Source organism: Variovorax paradoxus (genome assembly GCF_902712855.1).
GTDB classification, from domain to species: domain Bacteria; phylum Pseudomonadota; class Gammaproteobacteria; order Burkholderiales; family Burkholderiaceae_C; genus Variovorax; species Variovorax paradoxus_Q.
In genome coordinates, this window is sequence record NZ_LR743507.1 from 1,329,579 (window position 1) to 1,350,460 (window position 20,882).

The 20,882-nt window shown below is 71.5% G+C and carries 9 protein-coding genes; 6 read left to right on the forward strand and 3 right to left on the reverse strand.

The features are described from left to right. Window positions 1–162: 162 nt before the first annotated feature. From AACL56_RS06070 to AACL56_RS06080, 3 genes are all read left to right on the forward strand, one after another. Window positions 163–8,235 (forward strand): SdrD B-like domain-containing protein, encoded by an 8,073-nt coding sequence (locus AACL56_RS06070; RefSeq protein WP_339088921.1) that lies wholly within the window; start codon window positions 163–165, stop codon window positions 8,233–8,235. Between the two features lie 92 nt (window positions 8,236–8,327). Beyond that, window positions 8,328–12,545: an OmpA family protein gene (locus tag AACL56_RS06075; protein WP_339088922.1), complete on the forward strand. Its 4,218-nt coding sequence runs from the start codon at window positions 8,328–8,330 to the stop codon at window positions 12,543–12,545. A gap of 11 nt (window positions 12,546–12,556) precedes the next feature. Continuing rightward, the gene (locus AACL56_RS06080; RefSeq protein WP_339088923.1) at window positions 12,557–12,859 is read left to right on the forward strand and encodes a hypothetical protein; all 303 of its coding nucleotides are present in this window, start codon (window positions 12,557–12,559) and stop codon (window positions 12,857–12,859) included. Between the two features lie 31 nt (window positions 12,860–12,890). Here AACL56_RS06080 and AACL56_RS06085 read toward each other — a convergent pair whose 3' ends face one another. From AACL56_RS06085 to AACL56_RS06095, 3 genes are read right to left on the reverse strand one after another with little or no spacing between them, the layout of a single operon-like run. Further along, window positions 12,891–13,589, reverse strand: coding sequence for an aspartate/glutamate racemase family protein (locus AACL56_RS06085; RefSeq protein ID WP_339088924.1), 699 nt, complete (start codon window positions 13,587–13,589; stop codon window positions 12,891–12,893). A 26-nt stretch (window positions 13,590–13,615) separates the two neighbouring features. Next, window positions 13,616–14,464 carry an amidohydrolase family protein gene (locus AACL56_RS06090; protein ID WP_339088925.1) on the reverse strand — a complete coding sequence of 283 codons (849 nt, stop codon included), beginning with the start codon at window positions 14,462–14,464 and terminating at the stop codon, window positions 13,616–13,618. An 11-nt stretch (window positions 14,465–14,475) separates the two neighbouring features. Then, window positions 14,476–15,894: an MFS transporter gene (locus AACL56_RS06095; protein WP_339088926.1), complete on the reverse strand. Its 1,419-nt coding sequence runs from the start codon at window positions 15,892–15,894 to the stop codon at window positions 14,476–14,478. A 250-nt stretch (window positions 15,895–16,144) separates the two neighbouring features. Between AACL56_RS06095 and AACL56_RS06100 the strand changes: the two genes are divergently transcribed. The 3 genes from AACL56_RS06100 to AACL56_RS06110 all read left to right on the forward strand — a co-directional run bounded on the left by AACL56_RS06100 (window position 16,145) and on the right by AACL56_RS06110 (window position 20,841). Continuing rightward, a complete protein-coding gene (locus AACL56_RS06100; protein ID WP_339088927.1) occupies window positions 16,145–17,494 on the forward strand; it encodes a dicarboxylate/amino acid:cation symporter in 1,350 nt (449 codons plus the stop codon). A 91-nt stretch (window positions 17,495–17,585) separates the two neighbouring features. Further along, the gene (locus AACL56_RS06105) at window positions 17,586–19,460 is read left to right on the forward strand and encodes a sensor histidine kinase (RefSeq protein WP_339088928.1); all 1,875 of its coding nucleotides are present in this window, start codon (window positions 17,586–17,588) and stop codon (window positions 19,458–19,460) included. A 7-nt stretch (window positions 19,461–19,467) separates the two neighbouring features. Then, the gene (locus AACL56_RS06110; protein ID WP_339088929.1) at window positions 19,468–20,841 is read left to right on the forward strand and encodes a sigma-54-dependent transcriptional regulator; all 1,374 of its coding nucleotides are present in this window, start codon (window positions 19,468–19,470) and stop codon (window positions 20,839–20,841) included. The last annotated feature ends 41 nt before the right edge of the window (window positions 20,842–20,882 follow it).

Consider the following 20,882-nt stretch of genomic DNA (forward strand, 5'->3'; position numbering starts at 1 on the left):
AACATTTGTCTGCCAAAGCAAACGTTTTGTCCTGAATCGCAAAGGGCGGCCGGGTGGTGGGGTCCAAGAATCCCGCCTTTTCCGGAGCACCCCCCGCCGCCTCCAGCGGCGACATAGCGAGAAATCGGTGCCCGGTCCATCAGAGCCATCACGAGGGACGGGATGTCCAGGACTCCAAATCTGCCGGGCGCGTCGGCGCAACGCGAGGTGTTTTCCAGCGCGGCCGAAACGCCGCTTTCGCTTGCATCGTCGTCTTCGGCGCGCCGCCCGTGGCGGCAGCGCCTGCGCCGGCTCGCGCTGCCGCTGGCCGGCCTGCTGTTCGCCGCGGCCGCGCACGCGGTGCCGCAGGTGTCGGGCCTGGTGCACAGCCCCGACATCCTGCCGGCCGGCGGCACGGTGACCAGCACCGTCACCATCGCCGAGACCGACAGCCTCGCGATCGGCGCGCCCGGCGCGTCGTTCACCTTCACGATTCCGGCCAACGCCGTCTACATGGGCACCGAGCCCGTGCCGGTGGGCAGTTGCACGTCCGACGTGCCCGTGGGCAGCGCCGGTCAGGGCACGCTCACCTGCTCGGGCATCACGCTCGCGGCGAACGAGGTGCGCAACTTCAAGGTGCTGCTGCGCACGACCACGCAGGGCAGCTTGACCGTCACGGCGGCGATCGCCGGTGGGAGTTCCAGCGAAACCAAGATCATCACGGTGAACCAGGGCGCCGACGTCGGCGTGACCATCGCCGCTCCGGCCAGCGCGGGCAGCGGCACCACTGTGCCGGTCGTCTTCACGCTCACCAACAACGGCCCCGACGCCAGTTCGGGTTCGACGCTGACCTATCCGATCCCCACCGGCCTCGCGCTTTCCGGCGCTCCGCCTGCCGGGTGTTCCGTGTCCGGCACCTCGCTCGTGTGCAACGTGGCATCGATCGGCGTCAACGGCACGCGCACGATCACCGTCAACGCAACGGTCACGGCCGGCGCGGGCTCCACCGTCACCCATCAGCCGGCCATCGTGGCCGCGGGCGCGATCGGCGACGGCGTCTCCACCAACAACTCGGCCACCGCCAACACCACGGTCACGGCGGGCTACGTGCTCGCGCTCGCCAAGAGCCACGACGGCGGCCAGCTGCTCGTGGGCCAGCGTTTCAACTTCAGGCTGAGCCCGAGCTACAGCGGCAGCGCGCCCACGGGCGTCACGCTGAGCGACACGCTGCCGGCCAATTTCGCGATCCAGTCCGTGCCCACCGCGCCCGGCTGGACCTGCTCGGTCGCCGGCCAGACGGTGAGCTGCTCGCGCAGCGACATCGGCGGCACCGGCGGCGCCAACGTGCCGCTGGGCGACATCTTGGTCCCGGTGATGGCAATGAACCCCGGCACGGGCATCGTCAACACGGCCACAGTGAGCGCCACCGGCCCCATCGCCAGCTCGGCCACCGGCAGCGTGCCGGCCGACGTGGCGGTGTCCGCCACCGACTTCCGCGCCGACAAGCGCCGCAGCTGGCCGCAGGACAACGTGCCGCTGGGCCAGGCCTTTGACTACCAGGTCGGCAGCACCAACCTCGGCAGCACGCGGCTGCTGGCGGGCAGCACCATCCAGCTGGTCGACAACCTGCCGGCCGGCGTTCAGATCAACAGCGTCACGCAGCGCGACGGCTACACCTGCACCGTGACCAAGGGCGGCGCCACCGTCACGCCGACACCGGCAGTCCCGGTGCCCGGCCCCGCGACCGTGACCTGCCTGCGCACGCTCGCCGCCGACATCGGCGTGGACACGTCCAACGGCAGTGGTGCCCGCAACGGCGGCTATGTCATCGTGAATGCCACCATTCCAGCGGCTACGGGCGGCCAGATCGTCAACAGCATGTGCGTGAACGTGGCGCTGCCCGTGGCCGCTCCCACGCTGGGCGCCGATCCCGACGCCAACACCGGCAACGATTGCGTGAGCCTGGGCACCGGCTCCAACGACGGCGCCACCGCCGCCGACGTGAAGGTGTTCAAGCGCGTGGTCGGCATCGGCAACGCGCCGGGCAACCGGCAGATCGCGGGCCAGGACGTCACCTGGCAGATCGAGGTGGTCAACGCCGGCCCCTCCGAGGCGCAGAACGTGGTCGTCACCGACGCCTTCGCCCAGGTGATCGGCGCCGGTACCGTCACGCAGACCCCCAACGGCGGCACTTTCTCCGGCACCTGTGCGCTGCCGGCCAGCGGCGCCGGATTCGGCACCGCCTCGCTCGCGGGCTGCACGCTGTCGACCCTCCCGGTGTGCCGCGCGAGCACCGACGCGCCAAGCGCGCTGCCGCTGTGCCCGGTCATCCAGGTCGTCGCAAAGCACTATGGCGACGGTGCCTCGGCCACCGACCACGGTTTCCAGATCGGCAACACCGCGCATGCCGTGGCCGCCACGCCGGCCGACCCCGACCTGGCCAACAACGACGGCAGCACCACCGCCTACCTGCTGGCGCGCACCGACGTCACGGTCACCAAGTCGGCCAGCCCGGCCTCGGTGCCGGTCGGCCAGATGCTCACCTACACGCTCACGGCCATCAACCGCAACGTGCCGCAGAGCCTGAGCCGCGCCTACACCGTGAAGCTGACCGACACGCTGCCGGCCAACCTGATGTTCATCTCGGCCACCGCGTCGAGCGGCGGTAGCTGCGACACCAAGCCAAGCACCACGCAGGCCACCGGCAGCGGCAGCAACAACCAGCTCCAGTGCACATGGAGCACGCTCGATCGCAATGTGCAGCAGACCGTCACGGTGCGCGTGCGGCCGCTGTACGCGCTCAACGGCAGCTCGGTGACCAATGGCGTGCACATAGACACCGCCACGCCCGAGCTCGACACCACCAACAATGACGCGAGCGCGCCGGCGACGATCACCGCGCCCGAATACGACCTCGTCGTCACCAAACACGACGACGTCGACCCGGTGAACGTGGGCGACGACGTCGGCTACACCATCACCGTGTCGAACAACAGCGCGTCGACGGCGGAAGACGTGCGCCTGGTCGATCTGCTGCCGCTGCCGCTTGCCACCGGCGAAGCCGCACCCACGCTGGTGTCGGTGACCGAGCCCTCGGGCACCACCTTCGCGCTGGGCAACGGCGCCGCGATCGGCTCGGCCGGCGGCGATATCACCTTCTCCATCCCGACGCTGGGCGGCACCGGTTCCACCTCCACCGGCGAGCCCAACACGCTGCAGTTCCGCGTGGTGCTCAAGGGGGTGTCGCGCGGCACCTTCCAGAACAGGGCAAAGGTCGACTTCGTCGACGCCGCGCGCAACGCCTACGACCCCAATCAGGTCAACAACACGGTGGCCGAGAACACCACGTTCCGCTACAAGGCCGACGTGCAGGTGGTCTCCAAGGCCGCCGTGTCGACTGGCACCACCACGCCGCTCGCAACCGCGTCGACGACGCAGACCTTCGACTGGCTCGTGAGCCTGCGCAACAACGGCCCCGACCCGGCCGAGACCACCACCTTCACCGACACGCTGCCCGCACCGCTGGTGCTGACCGGCACGCCGGTGTTCACCGTCACGGGCGGTAGCTTCACCCCCGCCGCGCCCACCTGCACCGGCGCGGCCGGCGGCACCGCCGTGAGTTGCGCCATCACCTCGATGCCCGCCAACGGCACGGCCACCGTGCGCATTCCGGTGCGCTTCAGCGGCGCGGCGCCGGCCAACGGCACCGTGCTCACCAACCGCGCGCACATCGTCACGACCGGCTCGGCCGACACCAACGGCGGCACCGATCCGGACGGCGGCAACAACTTCAACGACGGCCAGGTGACGGTGCAGAACAGCGCGCTGTCGGGCCGCGTGTACGAAGACCTGAACGGCAGCGGCGCGATCGACGCCGGCGAGCCCGGCATCGCCGGCGTCACGATGCAGCTGAGCGGTACCGACACGCTGGGCAATGCCGTCACGCGCACGACCACCACCGACGCCAACGGCAACTGGTCCTTCACCGTGCAGGCCGGCACGTACTCGGTGGTCGAGATCCAGCCGGCCGCCTACCTGCCGGGCATCACCAAGGCCGGCACCGTCAGCGGCGCGGGCAGCACGCCCGGCACCGTGCCCCCCGGCACCTCGAACGGCCCCAAGGGCTCCAACGCCAACCGCATCGACAACATCGTGCTGGGCGCGGGCGGCGCCTCCATCGACAACAACTTCGGCGAAGTGCGCGCCGCGAGCCTGGCCGGCCGCGTCTACCGGGACGCCGACTACAACGACGCCGCCAGCGCGGGCGACCCCGGCATCGCCGGCGTGACCGTCACGCTCACCGGCACCGACATGTTCGGCAACCCGGTGTCGTTGACCACCACGACCGCCGCGTCCACCGGCAACTACGCCTTCAACAACCTCACGCCGGGCAGCTACACGCTGACCGAAACGCAACCCGCGGCCTTTGCCGACGGCCGCGACGCGGCCGGCACCGAGGGCGGCACCGTGGGCAACGACGTGGTGAGCGCCATCGCGCTGGCGTCCGGCAAGGCCGGCACGGGCTACGACTTCGGCGAACTGCTCACCCGCATCTCTGTGTTCGTGTTCGCTGACCCCAACAACAACGCCACGGTCGACGCGGGCGACGCCGGCATCCCGAACGTCGAGCTGCGCCTCACAGGGACCGATGCCGCGGGCAACGCGGTGAACATCCTCGCGGCGGCCACCGGCACGGTGGGCAGCTACGAGTTCCGCAACGTGCCTCCCTCGTCCGCGGGCGGCTACACCATCACCGAGACGCAACCGGCCGGGTACGCGCCCGGCAAGGCCAACAACAACGGCCATCCCGGCACGCCGCAGGGCGGCGGCAACGTCATCAGCGGCGTGACCGTGTCGGGCACCACCGTGCCGCTCACGCAAGGCGACTACCTCTTCGGCGAGTTGCTGCCCGGCGGCATCTCGGGGCGCGTGTACTACGACCGCGACGGCAACGGCGTGCAGGGCGCGCCGGCCACCGAGCAGGGCCTCGCGGGCGTGACGATCTCGCTCACGGGTACCGACGTCAACAACCAGTCCGTGTCGCTCACCACCACCACCGATGCCAGCGGCGACTACAGCTTCCCGACCCTCGCGCCGGGCAGATACACCGTGACCGAGACGCGGCCCGCAGGCTATCTGCCGGGCATCACGCGCGCCGGCACGGTCAGCGGTACCGGCAGCGCGCCGGGCACCGTGCCCACCGGCGGAAGCGGCGTGGCCAGCGGCCCCAACGGCTCGACCGCCAACGTCATCCAGACCATCGTGCTCGGCGCCGCGGGCGCGGGCTCGACAGGCAACAACTTCTCGGCCGTGAAACCGGCCAGCCTCTCGGGCTACGTGTACGCCGACGTGGCGCCGTCCAACGGCACCCGCGACAGCGGCGAGCCCGGCATCGGCAACACCACCGTGCGCGTCACCGGCACCGACTTCCTGGGCAACGCCGTCACGCACACGGTGCAGACCGCTGCCGACGGCCGCTACCTGCTCGACGCGCTGACCCCCGGCATCTACCAGATCGACGAGACCCAGCCGGCCGGCATGGCCGACGGTCCCGAGTCGCTCGGCACCGTGGGCGGCGCGCCGCGCGGCACCGCCAACCCCGGCGGCACCAACGACCGCTTCGGCGGCCTCGCGCTGGTGTCGGAAGACGTGGGCATCGACTTCAACTTCGGTGAACGCGGCGGCCAGATCGCCGGCTGGGTGTATGTCGACACCAACAACGACGGCATCCGCCAGCCCACCGAGACCGGCATCGTGGGCGTGACCATCACGCTCACCGGCCGCACGGCCGGCGGCCAGGCGGTGAACGCCACCGCCGTCACCGACGCCAGCGGCCGCTACGTCTTCACCGGCCTGCTGCCGGCCGACGCCGCGGGCTACACGCTGCGCGAGACGCAGCCCGCCACCTATGCCGACGGCCTCGACGCCGTGGGCACGCTCGACGGCACGCCGAGCGGCACGCTCGGCAACGACGTCCTCAGCGCCATCGCCTACCGCGGCGGCAACGGCGAGAACTACAACTTCGGCGAACGCGGCGCATCGCTGGCGGGCACCGTCTACAACGACGCCAACCGCAACGGCACGCGCGAGCCGCAGGACCTGCCGATCGCGGGCGTGACCATCACGCTGACCGGCACCGACGCGGCGGGCCAGCCGGTGACGCGCACCGCCGTCACCGACAGCAACGGCCGCTACGAGCTGCCCGGCCTGCCGCTGCCCGGCAGCGGCGGCTACACCCTCACCGAGACGCAGCCCGCCGGCTACGACGAAGGCATCGCCGTGCCCGGCACGCTGGGCGGCACCGCGGCCGGCCCGAACCAGATCCGCGTGAACTTCACCGGCCTGGACGCCAACGGCACCGGCTACGACTTCAACGAGCACAGCAACCAGCCCGCGTCGCTCACCGGCACCGTGTGGTTCGACCAGAACCACAACCGCTCGCGCGAATCGGGCGAAGGCCAGGGCGAAGGCTGGACCGCGGAACTGCTGCGCTGCGCCGACGGCGGCAACGCATGCCCGGAAAACGCGGCCACCGTGCTCTACACCGTGGCCACCGGCGCCGACGGCAGCTACCGCTTCGGCGACCTCACGCCCGGCGAATACCGCGTGCGCTTCCGCTCGCCCGACGGGCGCGTGGTGGGCGGCGTGTGGCCGACCGACCCGACGCAGAACGGCGCCGGCGGACCGTACCCCACCCCGGCCGCGAGCGACCCGCGCTTCACCATCAAGGTGCGCGTGAACCCCGGCGCCAACGTGCAGAAGCAGGACCTGCCCTACGACCCGGGCGGCGTGGTGTACGACAGCGTGAGCGGCACGCCCGTGCCCGGCGCCGTGGTGCGCCTGGTGGGGCCGGGCGGCTTCGACCCCGCGCAGCACCTCTTCGACGGGCGCGACAGCTACACCACCGGCCCCAACGGCTACTACGACTTCTTCGTGCTGCCGGGCGCGCCGGCCGGCGAATACCGCCTGGTCGTCACGCCGCCGGGCGCCTACCTGCCGTCGTCCATGTACCCGGCCGCGGCCGGCGCTTTGGCCACGCAGTCGTGCGCGGCACCGGCCAACGGCCCGGCGCCCGCGCAGAGCAACCCCTGCGTGGTGAGCCCCGGCGCGGCCCTGGTGGCGGGCGCCGGCTACTACCTGGTGTTCCAGATGCCGGGCGGCGGCGGCATGCACGTGGTGGCCAACAACATCCCGCTCGACCCCTCGGACGCCACGCTCATCGAGCTGCGCAAGACCACCTCCAAGCTCACCGTGAAGAAGGGCGAGCTGCTGCCGTACCGCATCACGGCGCGCAACACGCGCGGCAATGCCGTGCCGGGCGTGGCCGTGGTCGACACGCTGCCGCCGGGCTTCCGCTACATCCAGGGCTCGCTCACCGTGCGCACGCTGCCCGGCGGCGTGGCGCTGCCGGTGGTGCCGCAGATCAGCGGCCGCCAGGTCGTGGTGCCCGGCCAGGACTTCGCGCCTAACGAGACCAAGGAATACCTGATGGTCGCGGGGGTGGGTGTCGGCGTGGGCGAGGGCGAGTTCGTCAACCAGGTCGTCGCGCTGCAGGGCGTGGGCGGCCGCACTCTGTCGAATCTGGCCACCGCCACCGTTCGCGTGGTGCCGGACGCGCTGTTCGACTGCACCGACGTGATCGGCAAGGTCTACGACGACCGCAACGCCAACGGCTACCAGGACGACGGCGAGCCGGGCCTGGCCAACGTGCGCATCGCCACCGTCAACGGCGTGCTGGCCACCACCGACGCCGAGGGCCGCTACCACATCGCCTGCGCCGCCATCCCGAAGGAAGGCACCGGCAGCAACCTGGTGCTCAAGCTCGACGAGCGCACGCTGCCCTCGGGCTACCGCACCACCAGCGAGAACCCGGCCGCCGAGCGCGCCACGCGCGGCAAGGTGCTGAAGATCAACTTCGGCGCCACCGTGCACCGCGTGGTGCGCCTCGCGCTGCAGGGCGCGGCCTTCGACGACGGCGCCGACACGCTGCGCGCCGGTTTCGCGGGCGAACTCGACCGCACCGTCGCCGTGCTGGCCGGGAAGACCTCGGTGCTGCGCCTGGCCTACAAGGCCGCGCCCGGCGAGCCGGCATCGCTGGGCCGCCAGCGCACCGACGCGGTGAAGGCCGCGGTGCTCGCGCGCTGGAAGCAGCTGGGCGCACAGCGTGCGGCGCGCAACGAAGCGCCGCTGTTCAACCTGGACATCGAGGTCGAACTCGTGCCCGCCCAGGCCGCTTCGGACGAGGTGAAGCCATGACGCGAGGACACAGCACCACCGCCACGACCCGCCCCCGTACACCGAATCCGATCCAGCGAGCCGACATGAGAAGAAGAAAGCTCCCCCAGCGCATGACCCTGGCGGGCGCCGTCACCGCCGCCTGCCTGAGCATGGGCATGGCCGCCGCGCAGGACGCGGCGCCGCAGCACGACGCCGTGCGCGGCCGCATGCTCGACCGCGCCGCCGCCGATCCGCGCGCGGTGGAGATCGATGGCGCGCGCCACCTGCCGCGCAGCAGCGAGCGCGAGTTGCCCAAGGCCACCTTCGTGCTCGGCGACGATCGCGCGCCGGTGGCTGCCGCTCCAGCCGCGGCCGTGGCCGCACCTGCTGTGCTTGCCGAACACAGCGACGCCGGCACCCCGCATTTCGGTTCCGGCACCGACAGCCTCGCGCCTGCCGACCGTGCGCAGCTCGACCGGATCGCCGACCAGGTGAAGGGCCATGCGGGCCTGCGCTTCGAGATCGTCGGCCACACCGACACGCAGCCGCTGAGCGCCAGGTCGCGCGAGCGCTTCGCCGACAACCATGCGCTGGGCCTGGCCCGCGCGCAGCAGGCCGCGCGCTACCTCACGCAGCGCCTGGGCCTGCCCGAAGCGGCCGCCTCCGCCACCTCGCGCGGCCCCGACGCACCCGTGGCCGTGCCCGCCGCCGACCCCGCCAACTGGGCCGCCAACCGGCGCGTGGAAGTGCGCGTGTTCTGGCGCGACGCACCGGTTGCCACGGCCGCCGTGGCGCCCGCCGCCGAGCCCGGCATCTGCCGCACCTTCACCGCCTTCGGTACCGACGCCGCGCCGCTGCGCCTGAGCGTGGACGGCGAGCTGGTCACGGGCGACGGCGCCGCCGGCACCACCAGCGCCGACCGCCAGCGCTGCGTCGACGTGCAGCTCGAGCGCAACCAGCTGCGCCTGCAGTACGACAACCTCTCGCAGCCGCGCCGCCTCAGCGCCAGCGCCTGGCCCACCACCGTGGTGGCGGGCGACACCGTGCGTTTCGCCGGCTACAGCAACTACCTGCTGTTCACCGCCAAGGCCGAGCTGCGCGTGTACACCGCCAACGACGTGATGCAGCGCCGCCTGCTGTCGACCGTGCCGCTGGACGCCGGCCTGCGCGGCGAGTGGCAGGTGCCCGAGGGCCTGGCGGAGCGCCTCGCCGAGGGCGCCACCGGCAAGCTGTACTACCGCGTGCGCGTGTACGACCGCCAGGGCCGCTTCGACGAGACCGACGACCTGTCGCTCACGCTCGCGAAGCGCCACAAGCCCGAGACCGGCACGCCGCCCGATGCGGCGCGCGAGCTGCTGCGCGGCTACGGCAACAACAACATCGCCATCGCCAACATCCCGTTGAGCGCGGGCACCGTCACCGCCAGCGGCGCGGCCATCCGGCCCGGCGAGAGCGTGCGGGCGCTCGGCTTCGCGGTGCCGGTCGACGAGAGCGGCCGCTTCGTGTTCCAGCAGCTGGTGCCGCGCCGCGTGCAGACCGGCGAGATCGCCGTCACCGACGCGCAGGGCGCCACGCGCGCCTACCGCCGCGACTTCGACCTGCCCACCAGCGACTGGTTCTTCGTCGGCCAGGCCGACCTGACGGTGGGCAGCAACAGCGTGAGCGGCCCGGCCGCGATCATGACCAACGACAAGAACCGCTACGGCGGCGGAGGCTGGAGCGAAGGCCGCATCGCCGGCTACGCCAAGGGCCAGCTGAACGACCGCTGGACCCTCACCGCCAGCGTCGACACCGAGGAACGTCCGCTGAAGGAGCTGTTCCGCAACCTCGACCGCAAGGACCCGACCTCGCTGTTCCGGCGCTTCGATCCCGAGGACTCGTGGAGCACCTTCGGCGACGACTCCACCACCGTCGAGGACGCGCCCACGCAGGGCCGCTTCTACCTGCGCGTGGACGACGGGCGCTCGCAGGCGATGTGGGGCAACTTCAAGCTCAACTTCGGCGACACCGAACTCACCCGCGTGAGCCGCGGCCTCTACGGTTTCCACGGCCGCTACCTGGGCGAGGAATCGACCGCCTTCGGCGAGGCGCGCCTGAAGATCGACGCCTTCGCGGCCGAGCCGGGCACGCTGGCCGCGCGCGAGGAGTTCCGCGGCACCGGCGGCTCGCTGTACTACCTGCGCAACCAGGACATCACGCGCGGCGCCGAGCGCGTGTCGCTCGAGATCCGCGACCGCGACTCCGGCTTCGTGCTCAAGCGCACGCAGCTCGTGCCGAGTTCCGACTACGAGATCGACTACCTGCAGGGCCGCGTGCTGCTGTCCGCACCGCTGCCCAGCCTCTCGGACGACGGCTCGCTGGTGCGCGCCGGCGGGCTCACCGGCATGCCGACCTACCTGGTGGTGGACTACGAATACACGCCGCTGGCCACCTCGCTCGACACGCTCGCGGTGGGCGGCCGCGTGTCGTGGTGGGCCAACGACCACGTGGGCGTGGGCGTCACCGCGTCGCGGCAGGACCAGATCGGCGGCGACCAGCGCCTGGCCGGCGCCGACATCACGCTGCGCAAGACCGAGAACACCTACTTCAAGGGCGAGTTCGCGCGCAGCAAGGGGCCTGGCACGAGCCAGCTCGACTCGACGGACGGCGGCTTCAGCTTCACCGGCCGCAACGGCGCGCTGACCAGCGGCCTCGGCAACGGACCCACCGGCAACGCCAACGCCTGGCGCCTCGAAGGCCAGGCCGACCTTGGCGACTTCGACATCCGCGGCGGCGGGCGCGTGAGCGCCTATGCGCAGTCGCGCGACGCGGGCTTCTCCGCGCCCGGCCAGTACGCCAGCAACGCCACGCGCCAGGTGGGCGTGCAGGCCACCGTGCCCTTCGGCGAGAAGGGAGAGAACGGCGAGCTGCGCCTGAAGGCCGACCGCCGCGACGAGCGCGACGGCTACAACAGCAGCGTGCTCGACGCGCAGTACGCCGTGGCCCTGTCGCCGAGCTGGAAGCTCGGCCTGGGCATGCGCTACGACGACAAGACCGGCGACGCGCTCATCACCAGCCCGTCGCTGCCGACCACGCAGGCGGTGTCGGGCGAGCGCGCCGACGCCACCGTGCAGCTCGAGTACACCGGCAGCGACAGCTGGAGCGCCTACGGCTTCGCGCAGAAGACGCTGCGGCGCACCGGCACGCGGCTGGAGAACGACCGGCTGGGCCTGGGCGGGCGCTACCGCATCAACGACAAGCTCGCGCTGCGCGGCGAGCTGTCCACCGGCGACGGCGGCCTGGCCGGCAAGGCCGGCGTCGACTACCAGTACGACGACCGCTCCAGCCTCTACATGACCTACGTGGCGGACACCGGCCGCACCGACGAGAACCTCATCGGCCGCGGCGGCAGCCTCGTGACCGGCGTGCGCTCTCGCGTGGGCGACGGCCTCACGCTGTTCACCGAGCACCGCCAGGCCACCGGCACGCAGCCGGGCCTCACGCATGCCTACGGCGTGCAGTACGCGCCCGACACGCGCTGGACCTTCGGCGTGAACTTCGAGAACGGCTGGATCGGCGCCGAGACGCTCGGCGCCACGCGCCGCGAGGCGGTGGCGTTCACCACCGGCTATTCGAGCGAACGGCTGAAGTACAGCGGCGGCCTCGAGTACCGCAAGGACCGCACCACCGCCGAGACCCGCACCAGCTGGCTCGTGAAGAACTCCTTCAGCTGGAAGGTGGACGACGACGCGCGCTGGATCGGCAAATTCAACTGGGCCGACAGCGACAGCACCACCGGCACGCTGGCCGCGGCCAAGTACACCGAAGCCATGCTCGGCTACGCGCTGCGCCCCGCGCTGAACGACCGGCTGAACCTGCTCTTCAAGTACACCTACCTGTACGACCTGTCGTCGCCGGGGCAGGTGGTGTCGGGCGGTGTCGACTCCACGCTCGGCACCGTCTCGACCACCGGCATCGACTACCAGCAGCGCAGCCATGTGTTTGCCATCGACGCCACCTGGGACCTCAGCGAGCGCTGGACGCTGGGCGGCAAATATGCCTGGCGCCGCGGCGAGCTGCGCGCCAGCCGCGACAACTCGTCGCCGTGGTTCAAGAGCTCGGCCGAACTCGCGGTGCTGCGCGTCGACTGGAAGCTGGTGCGCAACTGGGACTGGATGCTCGAGTGGCGCTCGCTGCGCGCCAAGGAGCTGCAGGACCGCAAGAACGGCTGGGTCACCGCCGCGTACTACCACGTCAACGAGAACCTGAAGGTGGGCGTGGGCTACAACTTCACCGACTACTCCGACAACCTCACCGACATGAGCTACCGCAGCAAGGGCTGGTTCCTGAACGTGCTCGGCAAGTTCTGAACGCAGCCGCCATGCCCGAACGACGCCACATCGCCATGACGGTTCCGCTGGTCGACATCGCGCAGGCGCTGGCGGCGGCGGAGTGCCCGAACGGCCAGCACGACCGCTACCGCCTCTACGAGGAATGGGCCCGCGACTTCCAGGCCGACTTCGAGGCCCGCGCCGCGGCCGGCCGCAAGCCGGGGCGCACCTACATGCGCGACGTGACCGCGTTCGCGCTGCGCCGCGCGGCGGCCTACGGCTTCGAGGCGCGCAGCGAAGACTTCGGCGCGCGCCTGTGCAGCGAGGCGCGGCTGCTGAGCGGCGCGCGCTGAAGCCCTTCGGTGCGCCTGCGCCAGCGGCGCTTCAGGCGGCGGCCATGGCGCGCCGCAGCGCGGCACGCGCGAGGAGGCGCGTGGAGTCGAGGGTGGGCAGTGCCGAGTTGCCGTCGTGCAGCACCAGCGGCAGCTCGGTGCAGCCCAGCGCGACGGCGTCGCAGCCGCGCGCCTTCAGGCCTTCGATCATGCGTTGCAGCGCGGCGGTCGATGCGGGCAGCGTCACGCCGCGCACCAGCTCGTCCATGATGATGCGGCCCAGCTCGGCGCGCTCCGGTGCGTCGGGCTTCACCGCCTCCAGCCCCGCCGCGGAGAGCGCCTGCGGATAGACCTCGCTGTCGACCAGCCAGCGCGTGCCGAGCACGCCGACGCGGCGGAAGCCGCGCGACGCGGCCTCGTCCGCCACCACCTGCGCGATGTGCAGCCACGGCAGCGGCGAGCGCGGCAGCACCAGGTGCATCGCCTGGTGGATGGTGTTGTCGGGGCACACCAGCAGCTGCGCGCCCGCCGCGGCCAGCTTGCCTGCCGACGACAGCATCAGTTGCGCCACGCCTTCGAGGTCGCCGCGATCGAGGCAGTCCACGTAGGCGGCCAGCGAATGCGTGTGCATCGACACCTCGGGATGCGCATGCGGCACGCCCAGCAGGGCGCCGGCTTCGGTGCAGATGGTGCGGTAGCACAGCGCCGCGCCTTCGGCCGAGCAGCCCACCACGCCGATGTGAAGTGCCATGTCTGCTTCTCCAGGTGTGTGCGGATTCATGCGGCCGCCTCGGTGCCGAAGCCGAACAGCCGCGCCGGCGTGTCGAACAGGATCGCCTGGCGATCGGCCGGCGCTGGCACGCTGCGCGCGAACGTGGCCAGCAGGGTGCCGTAGTCCAGCCGCCGCGTGGCGCGCACGTGCGGCCAGTCGGAACCCCAGAGGCAGTTCGCCGGGCCGAAGGCGTCGAGCAGCGCCCGGGTGAATGGCCGCGCGTCGTCGCACGGCAGCGCTTCGCGCGAGAACTTGTCGTAGCCCGAGAGCTTCACCGCGCAGCGGCCGCTGCCGGCCATGCCGAGCAGGGCCTGGAAGCCGGGGGCCGAGAGGCCGCGCGCCACGTCGGGGCGGCCATGGTGGTCGACCACGATCTGCGCGCCGCTGCCGAGCAGGCGCGGTGCCAGCGCGGCCATCTGGTCGCCCTCGACCTGGATCTGCGCGCACAGGCCCAGCCCCGCGAGCCGCTCCCACAGCGCGTCCGCGCCGGCGTAGTGGTCGAGGCCGAGCAGCGCCATGTTGAACGCGACGCCCACCACGCCCTGCGCCTGCAGCTCCTGCAGCTGTGCCTTCGATGCGTTGTTGCCCACCACCGCGATGCCCTTGAAGCGGCCCTGGCCGTGGCGGATCGCGTCGAGCATGCAGCGGTTGTCTTCGCCGTAGCCCGAGTTGGGGCCCACCAGCAGCGCATGGCGCACGCCGTAGGCGTCCATCACTTCCTTGAAGTACGCGGCGGTGGCGATCTCGCCGCCCGCGGGTTCGTAGAACACGCCCGGCGCGTACGGGAAGGCGGCCGGGTCGAACAGGTGGCAGTGGCAGTCGATCTTGCGGGCGGTGAAAAGCAAGGCGTCCATGGCGCGGATTGTCACTGCCTGCTCGACACCGCCAGCCCGGCCTCGGGCTCCAGCCGCAGGCACATCAGCGTGGCGATCGCCATCAGCGCGGCCACCGCGTACCAGGCATGGCGGAAGTCCACCAGCTGCACGGCCGGCGCACCGCGCAGCGCCCGGGAGGCGCCGAGCACCATCGCGCCCAGCGCCACGCCGAGCGCGAGCGACACCTGCTGCAGCATGGTGCCCAGCGTGCTCGCGCCGGCGCGCGCGGTGTCGGGCACGTCGGCGAAGGCCAGGGTGTTGATGGCGGTGTAGTTCATCGAGCGCGTCATGCCCGCCACGAACAGCAGCACGCACATCGCCGGCAGCGGGTCGCCGGGCGAGAGCAGGCCGCAGGCGAGCAGCAGCGCGGCACAGAGCGCGCCGTTCACCGTCAGCACGCGGCGGAAGCCGAAGCGGCGCAGCACGGCGGTGGTGGCGCTCTTCATCACGAGGTTGCCGCCCATGTAGACCAGCAGCATCGCGCCGGCCTGGAAGGGCGTCATGCCGAAGCCGATCTGGAACATCAGCGGCAGCAGGAAGGGCGAGGCGTTGATCGCCACGCGCGAGACGAAGCCGGCCGTGGCGGTGGCGATGGCATAGGTCGGCACGCCCAGCGCGCGCAGGTCGAGCATGGGCGCCGCGGCCCGGCGCGCATGCCGTACCGCGGCGGCCGCGGCCACGGCGCCGGTGGCCAGCAGGCCCAGCGTGGCGGGCGAGCCGGGGTGCGCGCCGCCCAGGCGCGTGAGGCCCTCGACCAGCGCGGCCAGCGCCACCGCGGTGAGCACGAAGCCCGGGGCGTCGAAGCGGGTGCGGGCCACGTCGGTGCGGCGCGGAAAGAGCCGCAGGATCAGCAGCAGCCCGATCAGCCCCAGCGGCACGTTGAGCAGGAAGATCCAGCGCCACGACGCGTGCGTGGCGATGAGTCCGCCCAGCGGCGGCCCCAGCACCGGTGCGATGAGGCCCGGCCAGGTGATGGTGCCGATGGCCTCGATCAGCCGGTGCCTTGGCGTCTCGCGCAGCACCACCAGCCGGCCCACCGGCGACATGAACGCCGCCGCCGCGCCCTGCAGCAGCCGGGCGGCCACCAGCGCGTGGAAGCTGGGCGCCAGCCCGCACAGCAGAGAGGCCACGGTGAAGGTGCCCACCGCCAGCGCGAACACCCGCCGCGCACCGAAGCGCGCGGCGCACCAGCCGGCGGCCGGCACCAGCGCCGCCATGGCGATGAGGTAGACCGTGACCGCCAGGCTCGCGTCCAGCGCGCCGATGCCGAAGCCCGCGCCGATGGCCGGCAGTGCCGTGACGATCACGGTGGCGTCCAGCGACTCCATGAAGAAGGCGGCCGCCACGGTGAGGGCGATGCGCCGCGAGGCGCTGCCCTCGCCGTCGGCCTTGTCCACGTTGACGTTCATGCGGCGAGTCTGACAGCGGCCGCTTACCTAGGGTTTCCCCTCGGGCATTGGTCCGGCGGATCGGACGGCGGCCGCGCGCGCCATCCGGATCGTCGGCGGGCCGGGCCAGGGGCCGCGCATGCAAAGCGCATGAAATCAACGACTTAGCGCGCCCGCCGGACCTTTTGGGCGGTGGCATATCGATTGCTCAGTTTCCAGCCCGGCCGCATCCCCCGATGCGGGGCCCGGCCCTGCGACTGGAGACATACCGATGAGCGCCACCGTGCAACACCTACCCGTACCCCAACCCTTCTACAAGTCCCTGTACTTCCAGGTCATCACCGCCATCGTGCTGGGGGTGCTCCTGGGGCACTTCTGGCCCGACACCGGCGCCTCGATGAAACCGCTGGGCGACGGCTTCATCAAGCTGATCAAGATGATCATCGCGCCGATCATCTTCTGCACGGTGGTGGTGGGCATCGCCGGCATGGAGGACATGAAGAAGGTCGGCAAGACCGGCGGCCTGGCGCTGCTGTACTTCGAGATCGTCAGCAGCGTCGCGCTGGTGGTGGGCCTGGTCATCATCAACATCGTGCGGCCCGGCGCGGGCATGAACGTCGACGTGACGCAGCTCGACACCAAGGGCATCGCGGCCTACACCGGCCCGGGAAAGATGCAGGGCACCACCGACTTCATCCTGAACATCATTCCCAACACGGTGGTCGACGCCTTCGCTAAGGGCGAGATCCTGCAGGTGCTGCTGATCGCGGTGCTGTTCGGCTTCGCGCTGCACCGCTTCGGCGGCCGCGGCACGCTGGTGTTCGACGTGATCGAGAAGGGCTCGCACGTGCTGTTCGTGATCGTGGGCTACATCATGAAGCTGGCGCCCATCGGCGCCTTCGGCGCCATGGCCTTCACCATCGGCAAGTACGGCGTGAGCTCGCTCGTGCAGCTCGGCCAGCTCATGGCCACGTTCTATGCCACCTGCCTGCTGTTCATCTTCGTGGTGCTGGGGCTCATCGCGCGCTTCCACGGCTTCAGCATCTGGAAGTTCGTCAGGTACATCAAGGAAGAGCTGCTGATCGTGCTGGGCACGTCGTCCAGCGAATCGGTGCTGCCGCGCATGATGGCCAAGATGGAGAACCTGGGCGCGAAGAAATCGGTGGTCGGCCTGGTGATCCCCACGGGCTACTCGTTCAACCTCGACGGCACCTCGATCTACCTGACGATGGCGGCCGTGTTCATCGCGCAGGCCACCAACACCGACATGACGCTCACGCAGCAGCTCACGCTGCTGGCCGTGCTGCTGCTGACCTCGAAGGGCGCGGCCGGCGTCACCGGCAGCGGCTTCATCGTGCTGGCGGCCACGCTGTCGGCCGTGGGCCACGTGCCGGTGGCGGGGCTCGCGCTCATCCTCGGCATCGACCGCTTCATGTCCGAGGCGCGCGCGCTGACCAACCTCATCGGCAACGGCGTGGCCACCATTGTGGTGGCCAAGTGGACCGGCGACCTCGACACCATGCGCATGCACCAGCACCTGAACCAGGAAAGCGCGGCCGAGGCCGACGAGCCCGAACGCGTGCTCGACGCCACCGACGCGCACATGCCGCGCCAGGCCTGAGCCTGCGCTTTCCGGCCTGCGCAGGCAGGCCGCGCGGGGTCATCGGGCTGCCACCGATGCGGGCAGCCGGGCCTTGTGCAATAACGCTCCCATGATTTCAAGGGAGCCGGTCCGCCGCAGCGACGTACCCGCCGAACCTCCGCGGGGCTGGCGCGGGCTGACGCGCTGGTCCGGCGCGCTGGCGCTGGTGGCGGTGGCCGCCTTCTGCGGCCACCAGCTCGCCATGCAGGCCGGCCTGGCGCGCCTGCGCGAGGCGGCCGAGCACCGGCTCGACATGCTGGCCACCGGCCTCGACGCCGACCTCGCGCGCTTCGACTACCTGCCCGCGCTGCTCGAGATGACGCCCATCGTGCCGGCGCTGCTCGGCACGCCCACCGACACGCACCTGCGCGACGCGGTCAACCGCTACCTCGACGGCGTCAACGCCACCGCAGGCGCCGAGATGCTCTACGTGCTCGACGCCTCGGGCACCTCGCTGGCCGCGTCCGACTGGGACAAGCCCGGCACCACGCTGGGCCAGGACCTGTCGTTCCGCCCCTACGTGATCGACGCGCTGGGGCAGGGACGCGGCCGTTTCTACGGCGTGGGCATCACCAGCAAGCGCCCCGGCTACTACCTGTCGTATGCGCTGCGGCGCGGCCAGCCGCAGCGCGGCGTGGTGGCGGTGAAGGTCAACCTGGAGGACGCCGAGCGCGCCTGGCGCAAGCTGCCCGGCGACGTGGCGCTGATCGACCAGCGCGGCGTGGTCATCCTCGCCACGCGCGAGGAACTGAAATTCCGCCCGCTGCTGCCGCTGGACGCGCAGCAGCGCGCCGAGGTGCAGCGCTCGCGTCCCTACGGCGAGGCCAGCCTGCAGCCGCTGCAATGGCGGCAGAAGGAATCGCTCGACCGCGACGTGCAGGTGATCTCGCTCGACGGCCGCGACCAGCTCGCCTCGGCCCGCACCCTGCGCGGCGCGCCGTGGCAGCTGGTGGTGTTCGACGACCTCGCGCCGGTGCGGCTGGCGGCGCGCAACGCGGCCATCACCGCCACGCTGGCCATGGCGGTGCTGCTGCTCGTGGCCGTGGCGCTGTGGCAGCGGCGCCGCGCGGTGCGCCAGAAGCTGGCCAACCAGGCGGCGCTGCAGGCGGCGCACGACACGCTCGAATCGACCGTGGTGGCGCGCACCGCGCAGCTGCGCGCCGCGCAGGGCGAGCTGGTGCACGCCGGCAAGATGGCTGCGCTGGGCCAGATGTCGGCCGGCGTGGTGCACGAGCTCAACCAGCCGCTCACCGCCATGCGCACGCTGTCGGAGAGCGCCGGCATCCTGCTCGAGCGCAACCGGCTCGACGACGTGCGCGGCAACCTCGAGCGCATCCGCAACATGGTCGACCGGCTCGCGCGGCTGACGACGCAGCTCAAGACCTTCGCGCACAAGAGCGAGCTTCCGGTGGCGCCGCTGCCGGTGGCGCAGGCCATTGCCGATGCGCAGGCGATCGTGGCCGACGCCGCGCGCAGGCAGCGCGTGACGATCGAGGTCGATGTGCAGCCCGCCGGGCTCGGTGTGGTGGCCGAGGAGGCCGCGCTCGGCAGCGTGCTCGCCAATCTGATGCGCAACGCCATCGACGCGATGCAGGACGCACCGCTGCGCACACTGCGGCTGGAGGCGCGGCAGAAGGGCAGCGGCGCAGACGCCCGCGTGATGCTCGACGTGCGCGACACCGGCCCCGGCATCCACCCCGACATCCTGCCGCGGCTGTTCGAGCCCTTCGTGACCCGCAAGCCCGCCGGGTCGGGCCTGGGGCTGGGGCTCGTCATCTCGGCACAATTGGTGCGGGCCATGGACGGCACGCTGCGCGCGGCCAACCTGGAGACCGGCGGGGCATGCTTCGTGGTCGACCTGCCCGCGGCCCCGGCCGCGGTGTACGGCCCGCCGGATGCGCCCGCTGCGGCGCATGCTCCCCTTTCCACCGCACAACAGGAGTGATCCCCACGTGAGCGAAGCCCCCGCCGTCCGGGTGCTGCTGGTCGAGGACGACGAAGACGTCCGCGCCAGCACCACCCAGGTGCTGACCCTGGCCGGGTTCGAGGTCGAGTCCTTTCCCAGCGCCGAGCGCGCGCGTGCGCACATCGGCAGCGGCGTGCCCGCCATCGTCATCAGCGACGTGCGCCTGCCCGGCCTGAGCGGCACCGAGTGGCTGCCCGAGCTGCACGAGACCGACCCGGAACTGCCGGTGATCCTCGTCACCGGCCACGGCCACATCGCCATGGCCGTCCAGGCCATGCGCGAAGGCGCCTACGACTTCATCGAGAAACCCTTCAGCTCCGACCGGCTGGTGGCCACCGTGCGCCGCGCCATCGAGCGGCGCCAGCTCACGCTGCAGGTGCGCGCGCTGCGCGAGGCGCTGGAGAACTGGCAGGGCATCCAGTCGGTGCTGATCGGGCGCTCGGCCCAGATGCAGCAGGTGCGCCAGACCGTGAAGACGCTCGCCGAGACCTCGGCCGATGTGCTGGTCTACGGCGAGACCGGCACCGGCAAGGAACTGGTGGCGCGCTGCCTGCACGACCACAGCGCGCGCCGGCGCCAGCATTTCGTGCCGCTCAACTGCGGCGGCCTGCCCGAGGCGCTGGCCGAGAGCGAACTGTTCGGCCACGAGGCCGGTGCCTTCACCGGCGCCAACCGCGCGCGCGTCGGCAAGTTCGAATACGCCAGCGGCGGCACGCTGTTCCTCGACGAGATCGAGAGCATGCCGATGGCGGTGCAGATCAAGCTGCTGCGCGCGCTGCAGGAGCGCAGCATCGAGCGCATCGGCTCCAACAAGACCATTCCCTTCGATTGCCGCGTGGTGGCCGCGAGCAAGGAAGACCTGAAGGACATGAGCGACCGCAAGCAGTTCCGGGCCGACCTCTACTACCGCCTGGGCGTCGCCTTCATCGAGCTGCCGCCGCTGCGCGAGCGGCGCGAGGACATTCCGCTGCTGTTCGAGCACTTCACGCTGCAGGCCGCCAGCCGCTACGAGCGCCCCGCGCCGCTGCTGAGCAACGCGCAGCTGGCCGACCTGATGGCCTATGCATGGCCCGGCAACGTGCGCGAGCTGCGCAACGTGGCCGACCGCTTCGTGCTGGGCCTGCTGGGCGAGCGGCTCACGCAGGCGCGTGGCGGTGGAGGCGGCGGTGCGGACGGCGTGCCGGCCCTGCCGCGCGGGCTGCCGCAGCAGGTGGAATCGTTCGAGCGCGCGGTGATCGTCGAGGAGCTGCGCCGCCAGCGCGGCGACCAGCCGGCCACCGCCGCCGCGCTGGGCATCGCACGGCAGACGCTGCATGACAAAGTGCGCAAGCTGGGCGTGGCGGTCGACGAGTTCAAGTGAAACGCAAGGCCCCAGACATCGACGCGTTATTCCGGCACGCA